The organism is Anabaena catenula FACHB-362, from assembly GCF_014698735.1.
In the GTDB taxonomy this organism is placed as follows: Bacteria; Cyanobacteriota; Cyanobacteriia; order Cyanobacteriales; family Nostocaceae; genus Anabaena; species Anabaena variabilis_A.
Map to the genome: position 1 here is coordinate 23,682 of NZ_JACJTQ010000023.1, position 25,411 is coordinate 49,092.

Here is a 25,411-nt window from a genome sequence, read left to right on the forward strand (position 1 = left end):
GATGTCAACAACCGTTTTCATAGCCAGATACTAGATTGACAAGCCTTTGAGTCGATTTCCGACCAATTCTAAAAACTCAGGTTGGGGAAATATCCCCAGCAATAGCTTAGTGAGGCTGATGTACAATGCAAAGAAATATTTAAATTTATGAGCGTCCGAGCCAATGATTCCATCAGAAGTTAACACTAAATCCAGCGATAAAAGCCTAGAGGCAATGCGGCATTTTTCCGAGCAATACGCCAAGCGGACTGGAACGTACTTCTGTTCTGAACCTTCCGTTACCGCAGTTGTGATAGAAGGACTAGCCAAACATAAAGACGAACTCGGTGCGCCTTTATGTCCCTGCCGCCACTATGAAGACAAAGAAGCAGAAGTCAGCGCTGCCTATTGGAACTGCCCCTGTGTACCCATGCGAGAACGCAAAGAATGTCACTGTATGCTGTTCCTCACCAGTGAGAGCGACTTTGTTGGTGACAAACAAGAAATATCTCTCGAAACCATCAAAGAAGTACGAGAAAGCATGGGATGAGTGAAAACCTGCCCCAAGAGTTTTGGCAAGGCGTAGAACAGTTCAACTCTGGGCAGTTCTACGCTTGTCATGACACCTTAGAAGCCCTGTGGATTGAAGCAACTGAACCAGAAAAAAGTTTATATCAGGGTATTCTGCAAATTGCTGTAGCACTCTATCACCTGGGTAATCACAACCTGCGAGGAGCAATGATTCTATTGGGAGAAGGTAGCAATCGTCTGCGACGCAACCCAGCCAGTGACTACGGCATCAATGTGGAAAAATTATTCACTCAGAGTGTGGAATTGTTGAAAGTACTCCAACAAAGTGATCCCGAAAAAATACTTAGTAGTGATGGGGGTGAAAATATAGCCTTGCTTTTCCCCACGATTTCTATAAATAACTGAATTAGCATCAAGAAATACCAAAGATAATTTGTGGGTTTTTCCTGAATGAAACCTTCTGGGGAGAAAAACGTCAATAGTCTTCAGTAGTCAGCAAATATTTATCTACAAATATTCTTAGTAGTAGATATTCTTTTTGGATAAACTGCTTGAGATAATGAGAACATAACCTAAAATTTTCTATCCCCAATTGCTATGATACCTCCCTATCAATTGCCAAGTTCACAAATACGGCGCTTTGGGTTAGCCTTGATGCTACCAGTCGCACTGTTGGGAGCAATTGCCTTCCCTAGCCAAGTGCAAACCGCTACCGCTCAATCAGCAGGGGGAAATCGCCCACTCACCATCCGCTCTGATGTGCAAGAATATGACTCTAAAACCCAAGTAATCACCGCTCGTGGTAATGTGCAAATGTTGTATCCCGCTCGTCAGTTGCAAGCAACATCTGCTCAAGCACAATATTTTAGTAAAGAACGGCGAATTGATTTCAGTGGCAACGTTTATATTTTGCAACAAGGTAACAATAGTATTCGGGCGGAGAAAGTAACTTATTTAATTGACGAAGGCCGATTTATCGCCTTACCCCAGTCCAACCGTCAGGTAGAATCTGTCTACATGGTGGATGACGCTAATATGAACGGACAAACTGCTAAACCTGCCCCCAAAACACCAGCCCTCAAACGTTCTAATTAATATCTACCACCTCAGCAAGACGTTAATAGTGAAAATTGTTTTAGAGAATATTCACAAATCCTACGGCAAGCGCGTAATTGTCAACCGTGTTAACCTTTCTGTTGCTCAAGGTGAAGTTGTTGGCTTACTCGGACCAAACGGAGCCGGTAAAACAACAACATTTTATATCGCCACAGGCTTAGAAAAACCTAATCAGGGAAGAGTTTGGTTGGATAGTTGGGATATTACAGGAATGCCAATGCACAAACGGGCCAGATTGGGCATTGGCTATCTGGCACAGGAAGCCAGTGTTTTTCGCCAACTCTCAGTCCGGGATAATATTCTTCTGGTATTTGAGCAAACTAATGTGCCACGATGGGAGTGGTCGAAGCGGTTGCATAATTTATTAGGGGAGTTTCGCTTAGAAAAAGTGGCAAATAGTAAAGGTATTCAACTTTCTGGGGGTGAACGACGAAGAACTGAGTTAGCCAGGGCTTTAGCCGCAGGCAGAGAAGGTCCAAAATTTCTCTTTTTGGATGAGCCATTTGCGGGAGTTGATCCCATCGCCGTTGCGGAAATTCAGGAAATTGTGGGACAATTGCGCGATCGCGGTATGGGTATTCTCATCACCGATCATAATGTCCGCGAAACCTTGGCTATCACTGATCGTGGTTACATTATGCGGGAAGGACAAATACTGGCTTTCGGTACTGCTGATGAACTTTACAATAACCCACTCGTGCGGCAATATTATTTAGGTGATAACTTTTTCAACTAAATCAACTCAAGAAATGGGAAACAAGGAATAGGTAATAGATTTTTTCCAATCTCATTTATAGCTTTCTGAAAATTAAGCTGCATAGAATAAGATTTCCAGAACAATTAACCGCAGATGTACGCAGATAAACACAGATGAATTAATCGACGATTGGATGATTCTGTGCAAATTCACATTAAATTGGTATTAGGTTTTTTATATGATTTTTAATCATCAAATTCAAATATTTAATATTTTGTCAACATATAAATTCCCATATATAAATATTTTAATAAATATATTCAAAAATCTCTAATGCACAAAAAATGTCACTATTTAAATTTTCAAGTTACTTATGATATCTAAACAGATTAAATCTTTTTACAGCCTCAGTTCACTGCTGCCTTTTTCCATCATGGATCGCTATTTGGCTATGCAGTTGCTCCCTCTATTTCTATTCGGTGTTGGGGCATTTACTTCTGTAGTATTGGCAATTGATAGCTTATTTGAATTATTGCGAAAAGTAGTGGAATCGGGGCTACCAGTTACTATTGCTCTGAAAGTTTTTTTATTAAAGCTGCCTTATGTCATGGTTTATTCCTTCCCTATGTCCACCTTACTTGCTACTTTGATGACCTATAGTCGTCTTTCTAGTGAGAGTGAACTAATTGCCCTCCGTGGCTGTGGGGTAAGTGTCTATCGCATGGTATTAACTGCTGTGTTATTAAGCAGTTTAATCACAGGCATGACATATATTTTTAATGAGCAAATTGCACCAGCGGCAAATTATGAAGCAACTCGTACCCTAGAGCAAGCACTGAAATCAGATCAACCTTCATTTAAACAACAAAATATTTACTATCCTGAATACCGGGAAGTTAAAGAAGCAGATGGGAGCAAAAATAAAATACTTTCACGCTTGTTTTATGCTGACCAATTTGATGGTAAGCAAATGAAAGGTTTAACAATTATTGACCGTTCTAGAGAAGGACTGAATCAAATTTTAGTCTCAGAATCTGCCGAGTGGAATGGCTCAAAACAAGTTTGGGATTTTTATAACGGTACTATTTATTTAGTCGCCCCAGACAGTTCTTATCGCAACATTTTGCGGTTTCAAAAACAACAATTACAACTACCCCGTACACCTTTAAATCTAGCAGAAAATAGCCGAGATTACGGGGAAATGAATATTTCTCAAGCCCTAGAACAACTAGAAATAGAACGCCTAGCGGGGAATCCCCAAAAAATTAGAAAATTAGAAGTACGAATTCAGCAAAAAATCGCCTTTCCCTTTGTATGTATAATTTTTGGTTTAGTTGGCTCCGCAATGGGAACCATACCTCAACGTACTGGGAGAGGAACTAGTTTTGGGATTAGTGTCATAGTTATTTTCACTTACTACTTACTATTATCAGTTTCTGGCGCTTTAGCACAGGCAGGTATTCTCTCTCCCTTTATAGGTGCTTGGTTGCCTAACTTGTTTGGTTTGGGAACAGGTTTATTTCTATTGACGCGAGTCGCGCAAAGATAAATCACTCCTATTGACGGTGTAAAAAAAAGTAAATTTTTGAGTCATAAAACTGTATCGCTAATGACTAATAACTGATTAGGGGTTAGATTGATATCAATATTCAATATAAGACTCCTATTTGATTTTTGTTGGCGCAGCGCTTTGGGCTTATAAAACTCAGTACACTCAGTACACCTGAATTTTCTAGAATCCTATTCCCTATTCCCTGCCTCCATGAGTAATTTCAGTAATCAAATCGGATTGCTATATATTTATGCTTTTCATAAGCTAGTATCAGGTCGCATCAACTTGTATCAGTTTGTTACCTAATTCAATTACCAAAATTATTATCTCATGCCACATCGTCACTATCCTCCTGCCTACTTACGCTATTTCAAAGCCAGGTTATCCAATTTCTTGCGTCCTAGTTTTTGGGGAACAGGAATTTTTTTATTGGTTGTAGTAGTGGGAATTCGGGAATATTGGATAAATCCTGAGCTTTTTACTAAAATACCAACTAAAAAAGCTGCTGAAAAAACTGCTGTTGAAAAAACTGCTGACACTTCACTTTCAGATGAAGACAAAGCTATTGCCGCAGATATTGATAATATGCCGAATTTTTTGACTGATTTTGAACAAGCCGCTTTATCTGCAAATGTAACTCCCTTCCCAAGTAAAATTAAGTTAAATAATAGTGACTTTTTTGTAGAGGATTTAATTAATAAAAAAAATACTGCTGATGAAGGAAAATTTAAATCTAGCCTGGGGATAACTAATAATATTAGCTCACAACCTGAAAAAAATCCTTTTATGGTGCAGTCTGAAAATTTATTGAAATCTGACAATCGTGATCTGAAAACTCAGTTTTCAGATGTGAATAACTTCCCTATATCTCCCGAACCAACAGCAATAACAGATGTCTCTAGTTTGAGTAACGGATTAACTAATCAGACTACAAATAATCAAAGCACTGTTATCATTAGTCCTTTAGAAGCAGCAATCAAAAGATCTAGTAATACGCAACTAAATCCTTCTATTAGCAATGTAGGAGTAAAGCCAATTTCACCTACTAATAGCTTACCTAATCAGGGTTTATCCTCTGGTTCGATTATGGGCTATAATCAGCTAAAAGTAACTGACTCACCACAAAATTCCTACGGTAATTTGAATAGCATTCCGACAGCACCCAATGTAGTAACACCAACAACAGGAACATCTGCTGTACTTAATAATCCTTATGCTGTTCAGCCTCCAAGTCAAGGTATTGTCAACTCGACTGCTCCAGTAGGATATGGCATTAATGCTAATAATAGTTTACAACAACCTAGTCAATTACCCCAATCTAATTTAAATTATCCTGGGCAGGTGCAACCGTATCCCAATGGTTCTCAAAGGTAAACTTGAGGATGTTTAATTTGATCAATATTTAGATAGATATGGATATTCATGAAATAAATGTTCTGACAATTTGACTAAAAATCTTCTTTGGTTAATTCTGCAATTTTCATTATCGCTTTTAGAGTTCCTATCTTTAATTAAATTTTGATGACGATAAACTATAATTTCAGCTTGTAAAAAAATGGTGGGCATTGCCCACCCTACGAAATTAAACCAAAGCAGCTTCAGAAATTGCACCTTGCATTTTCCCGAACGTATCAATTAAAGTCTGCAATTGTTGTTCCGCTTTAAACACACCTAAACCTCTTGCTGTCACCTTCCCAGGAGAATAAACAAAACGAGAACGCATACTTTCTTTTAAATTCTCCGCTAACAAATTCCAAGCTGGTTCTTCCATGGGAGTTTCTAAAACAATGTGCTGTTTATTCTCTGGTTTAATGCGGCTAAACCCCAGATTTTTGGCTAATTGTTTTAATTCCATTACTCGCAATAATTGATTTGCTGGCACAGGTATAGTCCCATATCTATCAGTCCATTCAGCAGCAATTAATTTTAATTCATATTTAGATTTTGCAGTGGCTACAGCGCGATAAGCGCTCATCTTTTGATCAAGATCGGTAATGTAAGTAGAGGGAATAAATGCGGTGAGATTAAGGTCAACTTGAGTATCTTCAACTTTGGGTATTTCTTGACCTCTAATTTCTCGAATTGCTTCTTCTAACATTTCCATGTACAAATCAAAGCCAATTGCATCCATTTGACCAGATTGTTCTGCACCTAGCAAGTTTCCCACACCGCGAATTTCCATATCTCGCATTGCTAATTGATATCCAGAACCGAGTTGGGTAAATTCTTGAATTGCTCTTAATCTTTGTCTAGCTGCATCAGATAATTCTCTTTGTTTAGGATAAAATAACCATGCGTGAGCTTGGATTCCTGCACGTCCTACCCGTCCCCGTAATTGATATAATTGAGATAAACCAAAACGGTGAGCATCTTCAATTAAGATGGTATTAACTCGCGGAATATCTAAACCAGATTCAATAATTGTTGTACAAACAAGAATATCCGCGTCATTATTTCCGAAAGTGAGCATGGTTGATTCTAACTCGCTTTCGTCCATTTGACCATGAGCGATCGCAAATCTTCCTCCTGGAACCATTTCCCGCAGATTTGCAGTTGTTTCTTCAATTCCTTCTACACGGGGAACTACATAAAATACTTGTCCACCTCGATCTAATTCTTGACGAATTGCACTTCTGACAATTTCTGGGTTTAAAGGTGCGAGATGGGTTTGAATTGGTCTTCTGGTGGGAGGTGGAGTTGTAATTAAACTCATTTCCCGAATTCCAGATAATGACATATATAAAGTTCTGGGAATGGGAGTTGCAGAAAGAGTTAAAACATCAACTTGAGTTTTGAGGCTTTTGATTTTTTCCTTTTGATTAACTCCAAATCTTTGTTCTTCGTCAATTACTAAAAGTCCTAAATCTTTAAATTCTACACTTTTACCTAATAACTGATGTGTACCGACAACTATATCTAATTCTCCAGTTGCGAGCCGCTTTTGAATATTGCGTTTTTCTTCGGGACTGCGAAACCGATTCAGTAAACCGACATTTACAGGATAAGGTGCAAAACGTTCTTTAATTGTGTGATAATGTTGTTGGGTTAAAATTGTTGTTGGGGCTAAAAGTGCAACTTGCTTTCCTGCGGTGACAGCTTTAAAAATAGCCCGAATTGCTACTTCAGTTTTTCCAAAACCGACATCACCACATACTAACCGATCCATCGGTCTTTCACTTTCCATATCCCGTTTGACATCTTGTACGGCTTTTAGCTGATCTGTGGTAGGTTGGTAAGGGAAAGAATCTTCCATTTCTTCTTGCCAAGGCATATCTGCGGGATAGGAAAAACCTTGTTGTTGCGATCGCGCTGCATACAACTTTAACAAGTCTACCGCTAGTTTTTTAATCGCTTTGCGGACTTTATTCTTTGTATTATCCCAAGCTTTTCCGGTCATTTTATGTAATTCCGGGGCTTTATCTCCACTGACGCGGAAACGAGACAAGGAACCAACTTGGTCAGCAGCAACTCTTAACAAACCATCGGCATATTGAACAACTAAATAATCACGGGTTTCATCATTAATTGTCAAACTTTCTAACTTGACAAATTTACCAATTCCATGACTACGATGCACAACAAAATCCCCTGGACGCAGTTTGTTGGGATCAACTTGTTTAGATGCAGCTTGACGACGTTTGCGGACATAGCCAAAATTAGCTAAAGAATGTTGTCCATAAAACTCTCTATCTGTGACAATAACCAAACGGAAAGAAGGTAAAATAAAACCTTCTAATTCTGCTAAACCGGAATATTTGAGAGCGATGGGAGTATGATTAATTTGCAGTTTATCAATAGCTTGATAATCGCGGGGATTGGGAATAAACTGCGCGGGACAATCGTGTTCTTGGAGAAGAGAAACGGAACGGGAAGGTTGAGCAGAAAGTAACCAAATCGAAAAATTGCGATCGCGCTCTTGTCTAATTGTCTCAGCTAACTTGGCAAATTGGTGAGGTGTCACAGGTAAAGGTCTACTAGCTAAATTGAGACCACCATTTTCCTCAGCCAATTCCGATAAATATAACTTGTTAAAATTCCCAATTTCAACTAAACACTCATCAAAAGAACGGTGAATTTTAGGTAATTGGTAATTTTCTCCCCTGCCCCCTGCCCCCGTTCGGCTACGCTCACGGCAAGCCTGCCCCTCTGCCTCTTCCCACTGTTCTTGGGCATTTTCCACCCAGCGATCGCTATGAGCATAACATTGTTCAGGCTCATCAATAGCTAGGAGAGTATTGTCTGGTAAATAGTCCAGCAGAGAAGCAGGTTTTGCAAACGCCAACCCCAAAAACCGCCGACTACCTTCTAATATTTCTGAGTCGCTATTTAATTTCTCACTATCCTCAAGTGCGTCTAAAATAATCGGTGCAAAGCTAGTAGGAGTAAGAGTTATTTCATTAATCCTATCCAGTGCAGAACGCTGAGTAGTGGGGTCAAATTCCCGAATTTGTTCAATATCATCTCCAAACCAATCCAAACGCACAGGTAACTCAGAGGACACCGGAAACACATCGACAATATCCCCGCGTCTACTCCATTGTCCTTCCGTTTCCACCAGAGGAACTCGTTCATACCCCAGCATGGTGATTTTTTTGCTAAAAGCATCTAAATCAAATTCCAGCCCCTTCTTCAAAGTTAGACAGAAAGACTTAAACGCTGCTGGCGGTGGTAAATGTGGCTGTAAAGCGCCCACAGTCGCAATAATTGCCATTTTTGGACTTTGCCTGGTTTCCGCGCCCCTACTGACCAAATCAGCCAAAACCTGCATTTGACCCCAACTTAGCTCATTTTCTGGGTCAAAAGGTTCATAAGGGGAAGCTTCAGATGTAGGGTAAAAGTGAACAGTTTTCCATCCCATTGCTTCCATCTGAGCGAAAACCCGGCCAGCTTCCTCTAGAGTGGCACACACCACACACAAATCCTTGTCTTCCTGGGTTGCTAAAGCTGAAGCTACCAACCCCTTCGGTAGACGTGAAATGCCATTTAACCGCAATTCCTGTTGTTTGTTGAGTTTAGTAATTAGTTCTGCGGTGAGAGGCGATCGCGCCAAAGCACGCACAATAGAAGAAAAAGCCATAAATTCTTAGCTTAGTTGGAAAGTCGTTAGGGGATGAAAAAAATCTATAAGAAGTTTATGTTAACTATTCTAAAAGGGTTAACAGCCGCTTTGCGAATAAAAGGGCATAATCATAACTACTACTTTATGTATACTCAAAGCATTTATAGAAACGTCTTTAATACTAGATACTAGGGTTTGAGCTACCTTCGCTCTTTATAGCGGCAATTATCAACAATGTCTTCCATCACTTTTGAAATTTTAACCATTTTAGTGCTAATTTTCGCCAACGGCGTATTTTCTATGTCCGAAATGGCCGTAGTCTCAGCCCGAAAAGTTAGACTACAACAGTTGGCTAATCAAGGAGATATCAACGCCAGGGCTGCACTACAACTAGCAGAATCGCCCAATCATTTCTTGTCTATCGTCCAGGTGGGGATTACACTGATCAATATTCTCAATGGTGTCTTCGGCGGTGCTACCATTGCCAAAAGACTAGAAGAGTATGTGAAGCTAGTCCCAGTTTTAGCAAACTATAGTGGTGCGATCGCTTTTGGCGTAGTCGTCTTACTGATTACTTTTTTTTCGCTTATAGTTGGTGAACTCGTACCCAAACGGCTGGCCTTAAACAACCCAGAAAAAATTGCCGCCCTTGTCGCCGTCCCCATGCGAGCTTTAGCAAGTATAGCTTCACCCATAGTATATCTTTTGAGTGCATCTACAGATTTGGTGCTGCGAATATTGGGAATTACACCCTCTACTGAACCTCAAGTAACTGAAGAAGAAATCAAAATTTTAATAGAACAAGGGACAGAAGCGGGAACCTTTGAGGAAGCAGAACAGGATATGGTAGAACGAGTTTTTCGTTTAGGTGATCGTCCTGTCAGTTACTTAATGACACCACGTCCTGATATAGTCTGGCTAGACTTAGAAGATCCCCCAGAAGAAAACCGCGAGAAAATGGTTGATAGTGCCTATTCCCGGTATCCAGTTTGTCAAGAGGGACTTGATAATGTCCTAGGTGTAATTCCCGTCACCGACTTATTAGCCCGCAGTTTTCGGGGTGAACCTTTAGACTTAACAGTAGGATTACGTCAGCCTGTGTTCGTACCGGAAAGCACCCGTGGGTTAAAAGTTTTAGAGTTATTCAAACAAACTATCACTCACATGGCGCTAGTAGTCGATGAATATGGCGTAATTCAAGGATTAGTCACTCTCAATGACATCATGAGTGAAATCGTCGGTGATGTTCCCGCAGGCCCAGGACAGGAACAACCAGAAGCTGTACAAAGGGAAGATGGTTCCTGGCTTGTAGATGGGATGTTACCTATAGAAGAGTTTTTGGAACTTTTCGATATCGACGAATTGGAACCCGAAGAAAGAGGTAGTTATCAAACATTAGGTGGACTTGTGATCACCCATTTAGGACGTATCCCCGCAGCCGCAGACCATTTTGAATGGGAAGGTATGCGTTTTGAAGTCATGGACATGGATGGAAATCGTGTTGATAAAGTACTAGTTGTGCCAAAAACGAATCATCATGGGTAATTGGTGATAGGTGATTGGTAATGGGTTAAGATTGCTGATCTGAACCATTATCATTCATCTATTAACTAACCTTTTATTACGTAATCTTATGCTGACTAGGTTAAAAGTTTCTGGTTTTAAAAACCTTGTCGATGTAGATGTTCGATTTGGTTCATTTACCTGTGTAGCAGGTGCTAATGGAGTCGGCAAATCTAACTTATTTGATGCTATTAGATTTTTGAGTGCGATCGCAGATCGTCCCTTAATTGATGCTGCCTTATCTGTGCGCGATGAAAAGGGTAAAACAGCAGATGTACGCAGTCTATTTCACCGAGTTGGTGATGAATATGCAAATGAAATGTCTTTTGAGGCAGAAATGATTATACCAGGGGAAGGTGTAGATGATTTAGGACAAGAGCTAAAAGCTAGTAATACCTTTCTTCGTTACTCCTTAACTCTTGCTTACCGAACAGATGATAAATTCAAGTCTTTCGGTTCACTGGAAATTCTTAAAGAGGAATTAGTTCCTATAAAGCTTAGTGATGCCAAGGCAAACTTATTGTTTGATCATAAATCTACTTGGCTGAAATCTGCTATTAAAGTATCTGGGCGCGTGTCTTATTTCATTTCAACAGATGAAACGGGAAAAGAACGAGTGATTAAGATACGTTTGGAAGGAAAAACTCAATCTCTAAAAGCTGTACCTCTTCCCCGAACTTTGCTTTCTGCTGTTTACAGGGCAAATAGTTCGACAGTGTTACTAGCACAGAGAGAAATGCAATCTTGGCGGCTACTGCAATTAGAACCTTCAGCATTACGTCAACCAGACGAGTTTACATCACCAACAAACTTAGATATGGATGGTTCTCATTTAGCTGCCACACTCTATCGTTTAGCACGATTCAATACAAATTATTCAACAACTGAACTGACAGAAGATGAAGCAGAGGCACAAGTTTACAGCCAAGTTGCTAATCGGTTAGCACAACTAATTAATGATGTTCGTAAAGTAGGAATTGACCGAGATGAAAAACGCCAACTTCTAACATTAATAGTGACTGCTAAAGATGGTACAGCACATCCAGCCAGAGCATTATCAGATGGAACTTTGCGTTTTTTAGCCTTAGCAGTTTTGGCATTAGATCCAGAAGCAAAAGGTCTTTTGTGTTTGGAAGAACCAGAAAATGGCATTCATCCAGCGCGTATTCCCAAAATACTCCAGTTGCTTCAAGACATTGCGACTGATGTTGATTATCCCATTGATAAAGATAACCCATTGCGTCAAGTAATCATCAATACTCATTCACCTGCTGTAGTGATGCAAATACCTGATGATAGTCTATTGGTTGCTGAATTAAAGGAAACGGTAAGTTCAGGAAAACGGTTTAAAAGGTTGTCTTTTGGTTGTTTACCAGATACGTGGCGACAAAAAGCACCGGAAGCAGTAAATGTTGTTTCTAAGGGTAAACTTCTTGATTACTTAAATCCGGTAGTAATTGACGAATCAGAACCCAATCAGCACCGAGTTGTAGATAGACCTGACCTTCAATTTCTAATCCCTGGTTCCCCTACTGAATAGGCATGAAAGAACTTGTCTACACTTTACTATCAGATGGCAGTTCAGACAAAGCATTGATGCCTATCCTCACCTGGCTATTACGAGAAAATCAGGTTAACTGTGCTATTCAACCACAATGGGCAGATTTGCGACGTTTACGCGAAGTTCCAAAAACTTTATCACCACGTATCATTAAAAGCCTAGAACTCTATCCTTGTCACATCTTATTTATCCATAGAGACGCAGAAAGAGAACCACGTAAAAACCGTGTAATTGAAATTGAGAAAGCGTTAGAAGAAGTTAGAAAATCTGTGATGGTTCCAGTTCATGTTTGTGTTATTCCAGTTCGGATGTTGGAAGCATGGCTGTTATTTGACAACACAAGACTACGAGAAGCTGCGGATAATCCTCGTGGTCGTCAGACATTACAATTGCCAAATATCCATACAGTTGAACAACTACCTGACCCTAAAGAAATTCTTTATCAACTATTACGAGAAGCCAGTGGGCTTAGTGGTCGTAGACTTGATAAATTTAGTGTAAACGAACGTGTTCACCGATTAGCAGACCTGATATAGCAGGAGTCAGGAGTCAGGAGTCAGGAGTCAGGAGTAAAACCCTCTTGTAGTGAGAGTTTCATTATCAATTGATGTCCTAACCACCCTGTCCACGGCTATAGATAATTTTTCGCCATTACGCGCTTTATCTGCTTTTCAAGAATTAGAATCAGAAATTCAACAAGTTGTAGAAATTCAAGGTTGGAATTCCTATTCAGAAGATTCTTAATAAAATAAAATTCAACTTTGAGACAACCGCTTCACCTCTGCACCCCCTAACATCTCCTCGGCTTTCGCTAACATCTGCGGAATTTTTTCAGCGTGGGGACTATTAACAAGACATTCTCTCAAATCTAATTCTGCTAACTTATCAGCCTTATTACCAGGAAACCAGGAATTACCATTACCTAAAAGGTTATAGCGCATTTTGCCATACTCGATCATGTCATAGGCTAAAGCTAAATTTAACAACCACAAAATCACGCGTATATTTATTTGTTCTGGTGTTTTTTCCCAAGTTGGTAAATTAGTTTCCCAGGTTTTTACCCAATCTTCTCCTAAAGTTTCTATGGCTGCATTTTCTAAACGTTCAAGAATTGGTGGTAAAATTTCTTCGGCTTTATCTAACAATTCTAAAGTCTTTAAATGTTCATCAAAATCACTCGGTTTTGCTGCCCCTATACTCAAAGTATGCACTTGGGGATGACTTAAACAAAATAAATCATTAAACACCATTGGACTCAAAGGCGCACACAAATCAACTAATTTTGCAGATGGTTGATATAATAACCCACCTTTATTAGATGGACTAATAATAAACACACCCATATCTAATTTATTAGCAGCTTCAATAGCAGACCAATTCCATTGATTAATATAGTACCAATGCAAATTCACATAATCAAATTGATTAGTATTAATTGCTTGTAAAATTATATCTGTGGGCGCATGAGTAGAAAAGCCAATAAATCTAACTTTCCCCTCAGCTTGTAACTGTTTCGCTACTTCTAAACAACCATCTTTACGAATACTATGATCCAAACTTTCTGCATCATTAATGCCATGTAAACCCAGCAAATCAACATAACCTAACTGGAGATATGCCAAAGATTTTTCAAACGTCTGGCGGAATTCTTGGGGATTTTCCACAGGAGAAACTTTAGTCTGAACTATTAATTTCTCACGGGGAAACTGGGGCAAAATTTTACCCAATTGCATTTCTGATGTTCCGTAACCACGGGCAGTTTCAATGTGATTAATCCCAATTTCTAATGCACGACGAATCGTCGCTTCTAAATTTTCTTGATTATCTGCGGGAATTTCTGCTGGTGTAACATCTTGCCATTTAAATTGATATCGCATTCCCCCGCAGGAAAATACGGGCATTTGTAATTCTGTACGTCCAAATCTTTTATATAGCATTGCAGAATTTTAGATTTGAGATTTTGAATATTTAATCTTTACAAGTATAACAACCGGCAAGGTGGTTAGAATACAACTTATTAGAAAACCTAGACACCAAAACACTTTTCACACTGTAACCTGTAACCTGCTACATAACCTAATCCAATAATTCACAAAATTTGAGGGTGCGTCACCTGACTCTTTTTTTAATTAAAAGTTAAAAATTAAAAATTAAAAATTTAAGATTAATAATAATTTTTAATTAATTAATTTTGGGTGCAAGCCCCCACTGAATCAAAGATTCAGTAGTCTACAATCAGTGGTGGGTACAAGCCCCCACTGATTGCAATTTTTAATTAATAATTTTTAATTTTTAATTGGAGCGAAGCGACTTGACCTGAAACTGTCGATTAACTACATTTGGCGGACAACAGGTTTACCATCGATAACTTCGCCAATCAGAACTAAATCAACACAATTGACAAAGATCCCATTTTCCAAAACACCAGGAATATTATTCAGTGTTTTCTCTAAATTCACAGGGTCGCTAATATTGTCAAATCTCACATCTACAACCATGTTACCTTGGTCGGTGATGACTGGCCCTGCTTTTCTTACACCCATGCGGAGTTCAGGTTTACCACCGAGTTTTTTAATCGCATTCAGAACGGGGGTAATAGCCATAGGGATAACTTCCACTGGAACAGCAAAACTAGAACCCAAGCGGTCTACTAACTTACCAGCATCGACCACAACAATAAACTGCTCTGCCAGATAATCTACCACTTTTTCGCGGGTATGTGCTGCACCACCGCCTTTAATCAAGTTTTTGTGGGGATCTACTTCATCAGCACCATCAATAGCAATATCAATATGGTCAATAGCGTCGAGAGTGGTGAGAGGAACGCCGTACTGTTTTGCTAGAACTTCCGACTGAAACGAGGTGGGGATACCAACAATATCTTTGAGTTCACCAGACTTGAGGCGTTCTCCTAAATACTGAATTGTGTAGGCTGTAGTTGACCCCGTACCCAACCCAACTATAGAACCCGATTTTACCAGGGCGGCGGCGGCTTTGCCAACTTCTTGCTTCATCAACTTCACGGGGTCTGCTGCTACGGACATTCTCAAAACTCCTGAAAAATTAACTTTGGGAAAGACACTATCACAGCCGACTATACTACAAAATTGGTAATGGATAATAGGTAATGGGTAATTGCTGATATTTACACTAGAAAAACTTTCAAATTATACATAAAAAAATACTCATAATTAATAATATAAAAAATCGGCAACTTCAGTTATTCAAAAAACGTCAACACCAATCATGCGTTTCTAAAATCATAGTTGACATGAAAAAATTACTAGGTACATTGAGTTTAGTCAGCCTACTGCAAACCTACCCAGTAATTGCACAGGCAAACACAACAGAACAACTACCTGTGACAAGCTCAGATTATATACAAAAGGTGATTAACGCCAATTTAATTACCGATTTTACAGATGGTCAATTTTATCCAGAAAGGCTAATTAGTCGGGCTGAATTAGCATCAATTTTAGTTAAAGCCTTTCGTTTAGAAAAGCGCCAAGCTATTGCACAAAAAAATGCAACACTGATACCAGATGTGCCAAATTCTCACCCTGCATATCAAGATATTCAGATAGTTCTCAAAACCGACATCATGAAAGGCTATCGCGGGAATATGTTCTTTCCCAATCAAAAGGTAACTAGGGCTGAAGGCTTGGCAATTTTTGCCCAGGCCTATGGAGTGTTTCAGTTCCCCAACGATACCGTCAACGAAATTTTGACAGCACACCCAGATGCAGAGACTATACCCACTTGGGCCAGAAAAGCGATCGCTACCGTAGTCAGTGAAGAATTTATCAACACAGATAGCCAAGGTAATATTAACCCATTACGCCCCATGACCCGTGGTGACATGGCTTACGTCTTAAGTAAATATTTGCAACGCCAACAGAAACAACCAGAGACACCAGTAGTCCCCGGTGTACCCCAATTATGATAGGGAGACGGGGAGAAATGGCTGCGGATAACTAACCAAAGTTATACTTCTACAAACGACATTAATAACTGCCAGCTTTTTGTAGCCACCTGAAGTGGGAAAATCTAATTAATGCCAAAAGTAGAGTATAGAGAGGAAAACCGTATAATATGCACCTGAGTGAAATCACCCATCCTAACCAGTTGCATGGTTTGTCGATTCGCCAATTGCAACAAATTGCTCGTCAAATTCGAGATAAGCACTTACAAACCGTAGCAGCAACTGGGGGGCATTTAGGCCCCGGTTTGGGAGTTGTAGAACTAACCCTTGGGCTTTACCAGACGTTGGACTTAGATCGGGACAAAGTCATTTGGGATGTGGGACATCAAGCTTATCCCCACAAACTACTCACAGGACGCTACAGTGACTTCCACACTCTCAGACAAAAAGACGGAGTTGCAGGTTATCTCAAGCGTTGTGAAAACAAGTTTGACCACTTTGGTGCTGGACACGCTTCTACCAGTATCTCAGCCGCCTTGGGTATGGCTTTAGCCCGCGACTTAAAAGGGGAAAAATTTAAAGCCGTTGCTGTCATTGGAGATGGTGCTTTAACCGGTGGTATGGCCTTAGAAGCCATCAACCACGCTGGACACTTACCCAAAACTAACCTGCTGGTGGTTCTCAATGACAATGAGATGTCCATCTCCCCCAACGTTGGTGCTATTCCCCGCTATCTCAACAAAATGCGCCTTAGCCCACCGGTGCAATTTATCAAAGATAATTTAGAGGAACAGTTCAAACATATTCCTTTTGTTGGTGAATCTCTTTCCCCAGAACTAGAACGCATCAAAGAAGGAATGAAGCGTTTAGCGGTTCCCAAAGTTGGTGCAGTTTTTGAAGAACTGGGCTTTACCTACATGGGGCCTGTGGATGGACATAATTTAGAAGAGTTGATTGCTACCTTCCAACAGGCACATCAAATTATTGGCCCGGTTTTGGTTCATGTGGTGACAACTAAAGGTAAAGGCTATGAACTAGCTGAAAAAGACCAAGTAGGCTACCACGCCCAAACCCCCTTTAACTTAACCACTGGTAAGGCTATTCCTTCCAGTAAACCCAAACCTCCAGCTTACGCTAAAGTCTTTTCTCACACTTTGGTGAAACTGGCAGAACAAAATCCCAAAATCGTCGGGATTACCGCAGCAATGGCTACCGGTACAGGGTTAGATAAACTCCAAGCTAAACTACCCAATCAATACATTGATGTGGGTATTGCTGAACAACACGCTGTGACTTTAGCAGCTGGTTTAGCCTGTGAAGGAATGCGCCCCGTTGCTGCTATCTATTCCACTTTCTTACAACGCGCCTTTGACCAAATTATTCACGATGTCTGCATCCAAAACCTACCCGTATTCTTCTGTTTAGATCGGGCGGGTATTGTTGGTGCTGATGGTCCGACTCACCAAGGTATGTATGACATCGCCTATCTACGTTGTATTCCCAACATGGTAGTGATGGCTCCCAAGGACGAAGCGGAATTACAACGGATGGTGGTGACTGGTATTAACCACACCAGTAGCCCCATTTCTATGCGTTTCCCTCGCGGTAATGGTCACGGTGTCCCATTGATGGAAGAAGGTTGGGAACCTTTGGAAATCGGGAAAGGGGAAATTCTCCGCCAGGGTGATGATGTGTTAATCGTCGGTTACGGCACAATGGTTTACCCAAGTATGCAAGCGGCGGAAATTCTCAGCGAACATGGCATCGAAGCAACTGTGATTAATGCCCGGTTTGTTAAGCCTTTGGATACTGAGTTGATTTTACCTTTGGCTAAACAAATTGGCCGAGTTGTCACTTTGGAAGAAGGCTGTTTAATGGGTGGCTTTGGTTCTGCGGTGGCTGAGGCTTTAATGGATGCTGATGTTTTGGTTCCTGTGAAGCGAATTGGTGTACCAGATATTTTGGTAGATCATGCCACACCAGAGGAATCTTATGCAGCATTAGGTTTAACTAGTCGGCAAATTGCAGAAACTGTTTTGCAAGCTTTCTTTAAAAAACAAGCTGCTGCTGTTGTCTAAATAATTTTCTTTTTCTCGTTCCCATACTCTGTATGGGAATGAATTCTTGAAGGCTCTGCCTTCCTTGATCCTGGACTTGGAGCCTCATTACAGTTTCTGATGAATAAGGATTATCTATTTGTCTGAATCAGGATTTACAGGATTTGAGGATTTACAGGATGACGTGGGTCTAGGAAATTAACCGATTTTTTTGATCACAAGAATTATCAAGATGACAGGATTTTAATAAATTTTCATGATCTCAATTAATCAAGCATATGAGTACATCACAATATTCATCGCCATGAACATCCTATAAATCCTGTAAATCCTGATTCAGACAATAAACATCATAGCTATCCTTCGTTCAGTCGAATATACTCACTACAATTTATTAAAACGACTATTCCTATAGTTATAGATTAGTGTATATTATTTTGTATAAATACTGAATACAATAGATTATGTCCGAAACATCTTCCGAAAGTTCTGATTTGTTAATTTCTAAATCACAGGATCATTTACAAAGCTTTTCGTTTGAAGTTGTCACCACAGATGAAAAAGGAAGCATTGTTAAACGCAGTAAGCAACAAGCAAAATACTTTGAAGAAGACTTAGGAAATGGTGTCAAATTACAAATGGTGCAAATACCAGGAGGAACATTCCTCATGGGTTCACCGGAAAGCGAGAAAGATAGAAAATCAAACGAAAGTCCTCAACATGAAGTTACAGTTGCTGGGTTTTTCATGGGTAGATATGCAGTCACACAGGCACAATATCAAGCTATTATTGGGAGTAACCCTTCTAACTTCAAAGGTGAAAACCGACCAGTAGAACAAGTGATTTGGGATGATGCAGTAAAATTCTGTCAAGCATTAAGCGAAAAGACCAAAAAAGGCTACAGATTACCCAGTGAAGCTGAATGGGAATATGCTTGTCGAGCGGGGACAACCACACCATTTTACTTTGGGGAAAGCATTACCCCAGATTTAGTAAATTATCATGGTAATTATCCCTACGCTTCTGCCCCAAAAGGGCAAGATCGTCAACAAACCACAGATGTAGGAATATTTCCACCAAATTCTTTTGGTTTGTATGATATGTGTGGTAATATAATGGAATTGTGTCAAGATTACTATCACAATAATTACAACGGTGCGCCGACCGATGGTAGTCCTTGGACAAATACTAATATTGAAGGATTCAGTTCGGTGCGTGGCGGTGCCTGGGGCGGCGGTGCTACGTATTGTCGGTCTGCCAATCGCATCGGATTAGCTTTGTCTGCGCGTATCGGTATTGAGTTGCGTAGGATTATTGGGTTTCGTGTGGTTGTGGTGATTGCCTGAGGCTTTCTTGCCCTTTACACTTCTTAATTTAATTCTTTTTACTTGCCCCCGCCGTTAGGCGGAAAACATTTTTAAATTAAGCATATTTATTGTCTGAATGAGGATTTGCTGATTTACACGATTTAGTTATTTTCATCCTGTACATCCTTGAATCCAAACCATGCTGATTCAGAGATTTTCCATCATCAGAATCAGGATTTACAGAATTTGAGAATCTGCACGAGATGTATTGAAGAAGTTGGGAAATTATTTCCAATCTTATTTTTTTCAATAGAGTACCCAATTGTCTCATTAAATATTAGCATAAAAAGTCAAGAGGTCAATACCCTAGTAAACTCGTTGAGTTATTGACAGTATTCTCAATATTATTGACAATAGCCTAGACAAATTCTCAATAAACATAGTAGTGCGTTTTTTTTGAAAAAGGCTGATTTAAAAAACTTATGTTTGGTTATCCATAAGCATATAATTATAGAACTGCACAAACAAGTCTTGTAGTAACTTATCTTAGTAAAGCCCATTTACATAGAATAATTAGACACATTTTCATCAAGAAACGGTATCATCACCTAAAGTTGATCACAAAATGCTAAATCTAGTAACGTTGAACGATAAGAAACCAACGTGAAAGCACAAGTATTTAGAGGCGTAAATCAATTATCCTACGAAGAAATCCCAGTTCCGACACTAGAAGCAGATGAAGTACTAGTACAGGTGCGGGTTGTAGGTTTGTGTCAGTCAGATATTAAAAAAATTCGTTATCCTTTGTATGAACCGCCACGTATATTTGGACATGAAACCGCTGGAACTATTGCAGCGGTAGGTTCTAATGTGAAAGGTTGGACAGTAGGACAACGGGTTGCGGTGATGCACCATATACCATGTATGCGTTGCACCTACTGCTTAAATGATAATTTCTCCATGTGCGATGTTTATAAGAATATCTCGACTACCGCAGGTTTTAACGCTAGTGGTGGCGGTTTTGCAGAGTATGTGAAAGTACCAGGCCATATTGTGGAGAATGGGGGTTTAATTCCTATCCCCGATGATATTAGTTTTGAAGAAGCGAGTTTTGTAGAACCGACTAATTGCTGTTTAAAAGCGGTGAAAAAGGCTCAAATTGCGCCAGGACAAACTGTGTTAATCACTGGGGCTGGGCCAATTGGGTTAATGTTTATGATGTTGGTGAAGTATTTTGGAGCCAGAGCGATCGCTACTGATTTACTTCCCTCTAGAATTGAAAAAGCTCTGAATGTAGGAGCAGAAGCCGCTTTTGATGCTCGTGATCCTGATTTACCTGCCAAAATTCAAGCTTTAACTGGGGGAATGGGTGTAGATGTCACCTTGTTAGCTGTACCCAGTGACAAAGCATTTTTTCAAGCCTTAGACTGTACCCGCAAAGGTGGAAAAATCCTGTTTTTCGCGGAGTTTCCCGATGAGTTGACAATTCCCGTGAATCCAAATGTTCTGTATCGTCGGGAAATCGACTTGATGGGTAGTTACAGTTCATCTTACCGTTTACAAAGTCTTTCAGCCGATATTGTCTTTAATCGCCGGATTGATGTCAAAGCCTTAATTAGCGATCGCTATCCCCTACAAGATTTATCACAAGCCGTAGACCAAGCGATCGCACCTACACCAGAAACTTATAAAATTCTAATTTATCCGTAAATCAAATTTGGGTTAGGGATTAATTGTCTGAATCAGGATACATGGCTCTAGCTTGCGTGGCGTTAGCCATACGCTCCCATTGACAAGATTACAAAAATACAACATGGAAAACAATCAAGATTCATCCTGTACATCCTAAAATCCTGGAAATCCTGATTCAGACAATCATCCTATAAATCCTGATTCAGATAACTATGATTATTCTCGCTGTCTTAGCTTTTTATGTAGCTTTTAATCTTGGCGCAAATGATGTAGCCAATGCTATGGGGACTTCTGTAGGTTCTAAAGCTGTCACCCTCAAACAAGCAATTATTATTGCCGGCATCCTCGAATTTACAGGTGCTGTCTTATTTGGACATGGGGTAACGGAAACTTTAGGGACGAAAATTGCCAACCCTGATTTATTCATCTCCACACCGCAAACCTTAGTTTTAGGGATGGTAGCGGTACTGATATCATCTGGAGTTTGGCTACAAATTGCCACATCACGCGGTTTACCTGTATCCTCATCTCATGCCGTTGTGGGTGCGATCGCTGGATTTAGTTGGGTAGCCTTGGGAATAAATGCTATAGACTGGTCATCTATTGGTTTAATTACCATCGGTTGGGTTTTAACACCTGTAATTAGTGGTGTAGTAGCGGCTTTTTTTTACAGTCTCATTCAGCGCTGGATTTTAGAACAACCGAATCCCCTCCTACATTTACAAGAATGGATTCCCTGGTTAAGCGCAATTTTACTGAGTGTATTTGGTGTAATTGTCCTACCATCCCTCACCCAACCACTGACAAAGTTTTTAATTGAAGAAGTCGGATTAAATCTACCCCCCCACGACATCCCCATATTCACAGGTGCAGCCGCAGCAATAGGACTGACACTTTATAGCTGGCGACAATTAGATCACAGCACAATCCAAAAGCTAAAATCCAAAATCCAAAATCCAGTAGAAGGCTTATTTGGAAGATTTCAACTCCTGAGTGCTTGTTTTGTGGCCTTTGCACATGGTTCAAATGATGTTGGGAATGCGATCGCACCCCTAGCAGTCATATCCTATATCCAGCGCACAGGTAGCGTCCCCAACAATGGACTAAACATCCCCATTTGGATTCTCATCCTTGGTGGCATTGGCATTGTCGCCGGTTTAGCAATTTGGGGTAAAAAAGTTATTGCCACCATCGGCGAAAATATCATATCCTTACAACCTAGTAGCGGATTTTGCGCCGAACTTGCCACCGCCACCACTATCTTACTAGCTTCCCGCTTAGGCTTACCAGTATCCACCTCCCATGCCCTCGTTGGCGGCGTAGTGGGCATTGGACTAGTGCAGAACCTCAAATCAATTAAATTTCAAACCCTCCAAGGAATCGCCGCAGCCTGGATAATTACAGTCCCTATCAGTGCCATTCTCAGTGCTGCTATCTTTAGCATTATCCGGATGATCTTCAATTCAAAATGAAATTTATGGAGATTCTTACATACTGGTTCTCATTTGAATGCAATACATTTTAGGGAAACAACGTAAGTAAGATTGCTGTTTCACTACAAAATTTTCGGTGCTGTACCCCTACCTTAAATGGGAATCCTACCCAATCAAAAACCGCTATATTCTGCAATTATTCCTAAACAGCATATTTTTGCAGAATTGTTGGTCATTTACTAGAATATTGTGCAGGGGATGGCAATATCTTCTATTTTTCAAAAGAAAAATACTTTAATTCCTCAGAGCAACGGAAACTGTCACGCAATTTACACTTCGCACAGATTGTGGTTTTTAGTAACCTACCCATCTGCAAGGCTTTGAAACAGTTATCAGTGAACAGTAAACAGTAAACAGTGAATAGTTATCAGTAAACAGTCAATAGTTATCAGTCTGAAAATTGATAACTGATAACTGATAACTGATTTATCGTCAAGGTGTTAGAGGTTAGAAACTCATGGGGCGATTTGAGAAGCGACCAGACAACCCACGAAGCAGGGGTGACTTACCCAGAGCAGCAGAAAATGCCCTCTGGGATATAGTTGAAGATTTAGAAAATTTGCAACAGAATGTTCTCAGGTCGTTGCAGGATGATGTCAAGCGGTTGGAGGCTGAAAAAACCCGTTTAGCTAACGACATTCAACGATTGATAGAAGAAAAAGAAAAGTTACAGCAAGCTCGACAAATTACCGAACAGCAAGTTTTAATTCGTCAGCTTGCGGAAGTTTTGGCAAAACACATATCTTCACAACTACAATCTTCCCTGAAGACTTTAGCTACTCAATCAATTGAAGGTGAATCTTCTGAACGATCTGCTTTGAGGTCTGCTGAAGTCACAACCAATTCAGGCAGTCAGATCAGTGAGAATGTCGGCCAAATGTTGGACAATCTTGATGATACTGTCACAATTGCTTTTAGCTCGCTGCAACAAGAACTAAAAAATTATCAAAGTCATCTTTCTCAGCAGTTGTCCCGAATGTACGACCAACAGCAGCAAGGAGAAGAGATTTTAGCAGAGTTCATTAATCGCCTACGCGGTGAACTGGACAAAACCAGAGAAACAACTTCCCTCAAGGTTGTAACAGGAGGTGCGCCAACTGTATTACAACTGACTGAGCCTTACAAAAACGGTTTCTTGGAAAAATCCTCAGAGAGAATAATTACTGAACCCATTTCTCTGCTACCCCAGGAATTACCAAACACCGAAACTACATCCACAGAGGCTGTGGTAACTTTACCTCCACCGCCAGAAAATACAACAGAGTCAAGTTCTGTTCTGACTTCAAACTGGACAGAACAGCAATCTACACCAGAACCACCCCTCCAGGAAAATACAACAGAGTCAAGTTCTGTTCTGACTCCAAACTGGACAGAACAGCAATCTACACCAGAACCACCACTCCAGGAAAATACAACAGAGTCAAGTTCTGTTCTGACTCCAAACTGGACAGAACAGCAATCTACAACAGAACCACCACTCCAGGAAAATACAACAGAGTCAAGTTCTGTTCTGACTCCAAACTGGACAGAACAGCAATCTACAACAGAACCACCCCTCCAGGAAAATACAACAGAGTCAATTTCTGTTTTGACTCCAAACTTGTCAGAAAGCACAACTACATCCCCACCTCCTTTTGCATCAAAACAGCCACCCCAGGAAAATAAAACAGAGCCAATTTCTGTTCTGACTCCAAACTTGTCAGAAAGCACAACTAAATCTCCACCTCCTTTTGCACTAAAGCCAAAGCAGGAAGTCGCTACCCGACGACAAAGATCCCGTAGCGCCCCAAACTGGTCTCCGGTTCAGGTAGGCTTTTTGTTGGTTGTTTTGTCAACGGTGGTATCGTCCCTTTATAACGTAGCTATTAAGGCGCTTTTTTATAAAGATTCTCAGCTTCTGGGAGAGTTTGAGACACAGCAATTCATCTCACCAACCTTGGGTAATATTTTCCTGATTTTGATGCTGAGGTTATTAGTGGTTGTGCCATTGATGCTACTCTTGGCTCCTATATTGCATCCACCAATTTGGCAAGATCTGCAAAATCTATTTGATTCAGTGGGCAGAAATGCCACTTCTAATAGTGCAAAAACAAAGCGGGTTTTAATATTGTCAGTGGTGAGTGGCTGCTTTTTGTTTTTGTCCCAAGTACTTATTTACATTGCCATTGGTACAGTAACTACAGGAATTGCGATCGCACTGTTCTTTGTCTATCCGGTGATTAGTGGACTCTTGGCGTGGTTTCTGTTTAGAGAGCGTCCTAATTTAATCAGTGCTGGGGCTTACGCTACCATTTTCTGTGGTGAATTAATAATCCTGAGTAGTTATTCCACAGCCATGAGCAATACTTCTTTGGGAACCATCTCAGGAATTATGTCCGGAATAGCTTTTGCTGTGTATGTAATTTTTACTAGGTTATGCGCCACTCAACTGCATCCAGTTTCTTTTGCTTTAATTAACTTCGCCACTATGTTACTGTTAAGCTTTATTTGCTTAATGCTTCCCTTACCTAGTGATTGGAGTTTAGCAATTAGATCATCCAATTTACTGGAAGTGATTCTAAGTGCTTTTATGTTGGGTGTCTTAACTCTTTGCGGTTATTTGTTCAATAACTTTGGGATTCGCAAACTAGGTGCGCCACAATCAGCAATTATTGGCGCTACTGTACCAGTTTTAACAGTGATTTTTGCTGGCTTAATGATTCAGGAAACCTTGGATCTGTTACAAATTCTGGGAGTTTTATTAGTAACCTTAGGTGCTGTTGCTTTCAGCTTTGAAAAAATGCAAAATCAAGTTAAATCTTCTAGTCCCAAGAACTAAATCACCAAGAGCAATGAAACTCAACATCCCAGAGCTTGACTCTCCCCATTCCCAAAATGCGGAG

General features: G+C 40.2%; 18 protein-coding genes and 1 pseudogene. 16 read left to right on the forward strand and 3 right to left on the reverse strand.

Annotation, left to right across the window (positions count from 1 at the left end):
* The first annotated feature begins 163 nt into the window (after positions 1 to 163).
* From H6G68_RS15545 to H6G68_RS15570, 6 genes are all read left to right on the forward strand, one after another.
* On the forward strand, positions 164 to 529 hold the full coding sequence (locus H6G68_RS15545; protein ID WP_190907454.1) for a ferredoxin thioredoxin reductase catalytic beta subunit: 366 nt from the start codon (positions 164 to 166) through the stop codon (positions 527 to 529).
* Positions 526 to 915 (forward strand): DUF309 domain-containing protein, encoded by a 390-nt coding sequence (locus tag H6G68_RS15550; RefSeq protein ID WP_190907455.1) that lies wholly within the window; start codon positions 526 to 528, stop codon positions 913 to 915. Before H6G68_RS15545 ends, H6G68_RS15550 begins: the two co-directional genes overlap by 4 nt.
* Positions 916 to 1,107: 192 nt before the next feature.
* Positions 1,108 to 1,605: an LptA/OstA family protein gene (locus H6G68_RS15555; protein WP_190907456.1), complete on the forward strand. Its 498-nt coding sequence runs from the start codon at positions 1,108 to 1,110 to the stop codon at positions 1,603 to 1,605.
* Positions 1,606 to 1,633: 28 nt separating this feature from the next.
* Positions 1,634 to 2,362 (forward strand): LPS export ABC transporter ATP-binding protein, encoded by a 729-nt coding sequence (lptB, locus tag H6G68_RS15560; protein ID WP_071191955.1) that lies wholly within the window; start codon positions 1,634 to 1,636, stop codon positions 2,360 to 2,362.
* A 394-nt stretch (positions 2,363 to 2,756) separates the two neighbouring features.
* A complete protein-coding gene (locus H6G68_RS15565) occupies positions 2,757 to 3,872 on the forward strand; it encodes an LptF/LptG family permease (RefSeq protein ID WP_190907500.1) in 1,116 nt (371 codons plus the stop codon).
* Positions 3,873 to 4,205: 333 nt separating this feature from the next.
* The gene (locus H6G68_RS15570) at positions 4,206 to 5,249 is read left to right on the forward strand and encodes a hypothetical protein (protein ID WP_190907457.1); all 1,044 of its coding nucleotides are present in this window, start codon (positions 4,206 to 4,208) and stop codon (positions 5,247 to 5,249) included.
* A gap of 208 nt (positions 5,250 to 5,457) precedes the next feature.
* On the opposite strand, the gene mfd is transcribed toward H6G68_RS15570, so the two are convergent.
* Entirely contained in the window at positions 5,458 to 8,952 is a 3,495-nt protein-coding gene (gene mfd, locus H6G68_RS15575; protein WP_190907458.1) for a transcription-repair coupling factor, read from the reverse strand.
* Positions 8,953 to 9,168: 216 nt separating this feature from the next.
* Here mfd and H6G68_RS15580 point away from each other — a divergent pair, with 216 nt between their 5' ends.
* The 4 genes from H6G68_RS15580 to H6G68_RS15595 all read left to right on the forward strand — a co-directional run bounded on the left by H6G68_RS15580 (position 9,169) and on the right by H6G68_RS15595 (position 12,802).
* Positions 9,169 to 10,479 carry a hemolysin family protein gene (locus H6G68_RS15580; RefSeq protein ID WP_190907459.1) on the forward strand — a complete coding sequence of 437 codons (1,311 nt, stop codon included), beginning with the start codon at positions 9,169 to 9,171 and terminating at the stop codon, positions 10,477 to 10,479.
* An 88-nt stretch (positions 10,480 to 10,567) separates the two neighbouring features.
* Positions 10,568 to 12,037, forward strand: a complete 1,470-nt coding sequence (locus H6G68_RS15585) for an AAA family ATPase (RefSeq protein ID WP_190907460.1) — start codon at positions 10,568 to 10,570, stop codon at positions 12,035 to 12,037.
* A gap of 2 nt (positions 12,038 to 12,039) precedes the next feature.
* Entirely contained in the window at positions 12,040 to 12,594 is a 555-nt protein-coding gene (locus tag H6G68_RS15590; RefSeq protein WP_190907461.1) for a DUF4276 family protein, read from the forward strand.
* 49 nt (positions 12,595 to 12,643) lie between these two features.
* Positions 12,644 to 12,802, forward strand: a complete 159-nt coding sequence (locus H6G68_RS15595) for a hypothetical protein (RefSeq protein ID WP_190907462.1) — start codon at positions 12,644 to 12,646, stop codon at positions 12,800 to 12,802.
* Positions 12,803 to 12,813: 11 nt separating this feature from the next.
* Here H6G68_RS15595 and H6G68_RS15600 read toward each other — a convergent pair whose 3' ends face one another.
* Together H6G68_RS15600 and rpiA are read right to left on the reverse strand one after the other, a co-directional pair.
* Positions 12,814 to 13,995 (reverse strand): aldo/keto reductase, encoded by a 1,182-nt coding sequence (locus H6G68_RS15600; protein WP_190907463.1) that lies wholly within the window; start codon positions 13,993 to 13,995, stop codon positions 12,814 to 12,816.
* A gap of 396 nt (positions 13,996 to 14,391) precedes the next feature.
* Positions 14,392 to 15,102, reverse strand: a complete 711-nt coding sequence (gene rpiA, locus H6G68_RS15605; protein WP_071191963.1) for a ribose-5-phosphate isomerase RpiA — start codon at positions 15,100 to 15,102, stop codon at positions 14,392 to 14,394.
* Between the two features lie 227 nt (positions 15,103 to 15,329).
* Between rpiA and H6G68_RS15610 the strand changes: the two genes are divergently transcribed.
* The 6 genes and pseudogenes from H6G68_RS15610 (at position 15,330) to H6G68_RS15635 (ending at position 25,347) form a co-directional block, all read left to right on the forward strand.
* Entirely contained in the window at positions 15,330 to 16,001 is a 672-nt protein-coding gene (locus H6G68_RS15610; RefSeq protein ID WP_190907464.1) for an S-layer homology domain-containing protein, read from the forward strand.
* A 149-nt stretch (positions 16,002 to 16,150) separates the two neighbouring features.
* Positions 16,151 to 18,058 carry a 1-deoxy-D-xylulose-5-phosphate synthase gene (dxs, locus tag H6G68_RS15615; RefSeq protein WP_190907465.1) on the forward strand — a complete coding sequence of 636 codons (1,908 nt, stop codon included), beginning with the start codon at positions 16,151 to 16,153 and terminating at the stop codon, positions 18,056 to 18,058.
* A 497-nt stretch (positions 18,059 to 18,555) separates the two neighbouring features.
* Positions 18,556 to 19,383: pseudogene (locus H6G68_RS15620) on the forward strand (formylglycine-generating enzyme family protein); the annotation flags it as partial.
* 624 nt (positions 19,384 to 20,007) lie between these two features.
* Positions 20,008 to 21,054: an alcohol dehydrogenase catalytic domain-containing protein gene (locus H6G68_RS15625; protein ID WP_190907467.1), complete on the forward strand. Its 1,047-nt coding sequence runs from the start codon at positions 20,008 to 20,010 to the stop codon at positions 21,052 to 21,054.
* A 194-nt stretch (positions 21,055 to 21,248) separates the two neighbouring features.
* Positions 21,249 to 22,508: an inorganic phosphate transporter gene (locus H6G68_RS15630; RefSeq protein ID WP_190907468.1), complete on the forward strand. Its 1,260-nt coding sequence runs from the start codon at positions 21,249 to 21,251 to the stop codon at positions 22,506 to 22,508.
* Between the two features lie 478 nt (positions 22,509 to 22,986).
* Positions 22,987 to 25,347: a DMT family transporter gene (locus H6G68_RS15635; RefSeq protein ID WP_190907469.1), complete on the forward strand. Its 2,361-nt coding sequence runs from the start codon at positions 22,987 to 22,989 to the stop codon at positions 25,345 to 25,347.
* The last annotated feature ends 64 nt before the right edge of the window (positions 25,348 to 25,411 follow it).

What these genes read in the sequence shown, in the direction of transcription:
- H6G68_RS15545 (WP_190907454.1), top strand. Translation starts at nt 164, where the DNA reads ATGATTCCATCAGAAGTTAACACTAAATCCAGCGATAAAAGCCTAGAG.
- H6G68_RS15550 (WP_190907455.1), top strand. Translation starts at nt 526, where the DNA reads ATGAGTGAAAACCTGCCCCAAGAGTTTTGGCAAGGCGTAGAACAGTTC.
- H6G68_RS15555 (WP_190907456.1), top strand. Translation starts at nt 1,108, where the DNA reads ATGATACCTCCCTATCAATTGCCAAGTTCACAAATACGGCGCTTTGGG.
- H6G68_RS15565 (WP_190907500.1), top strand. Translation starts at nt 2,757, where the DNA reads ATGGATCGCTATTTGGCTATGCAGTTGCTCCCTCTATTTCTATTCGGT.
- H6G68_RS15570 (WP_190907457.1), top strand. Translation starts at nt 4,206, where the DNA reads ATGCCACATCGTCACTATCCTCCTGCCTACTTACGCTATTTCAAAGCC.
- mfd (WP_190907458.1), bottom strand. Translation starts at nt 8,952, where the DNA reads ATGGCTTTTTCTTCTATTGTGCGTGCTTTGGCGCGATCGCCTCTCACC.
- H6G68_RS15580 (WP_190907459.1), top strand. Translation starts at nt 9,169, where the DNA reads ATGTCTTCCATCACTTTTGAAATTTTAACCATTTTAGTGCTAATTTTC.
- H6G68_RS15585 (WP_190907460.1), top strand. Translation starts at nt 10,568, where the DNA reads ATGCTGACTAGGTTAAAAGTTTCTGGTTTTAAAAACCTTGTCGATGTA.
- H6G68_RS15590 (WP_190907461.1), top strand. Translation starts at nt 12,040, where the DNA reads ATGAAAGAACTTGTCTACACTTTACTATCAGATGGCAGTTCAGACAAA.
- H6G68_RS15600 (WP_190907463.1), bottom strand. Translation starts at nt 13,995, where the DNA reads ATGCTATATAAAAGATTTGGACGTACAGAATTACAAATGCCCGTATTT.
- rpiA (WP_071191963.1), bottom strand. Translation starts at nt 15,102, where the DNA reads ATGTCCGTAGCAGCAGACCCCGTGAAGTTGATGAAGCAAGAAGTTGGC.
- H6G68_RS15610 (WP_190907464.1), top strand. Translation starts at nt 15,330, where the DNA reads ATGAAAAAATTACTAGGTACATTGAGTTTAGTCAGCCTACTGCAAACC.
- dxs (WP_190907465.1), top strand. Translation starts at nt 16,151, where the DNA reads ATGCACCTGAGTGAAATCACCCATCCTAACCAGTTGCATGGTTTGTCG.
- H6G68_RS15630 (WP_190907468.1), top strand. Translation starts at nt 21,249, where the DNA reads ATGATTATTCTCGCTGTCTTAGCTTTTTATGTAGCTTTTAATCTTGGC.
- H6G68_RS15635 (WP_190907469.1), top strand. Translation starts at nt 22,987, where the DNA reads ATGGGGCGATTTGAGAAGCGACCAGACAACCCACGAAGCAGGGGTGAC.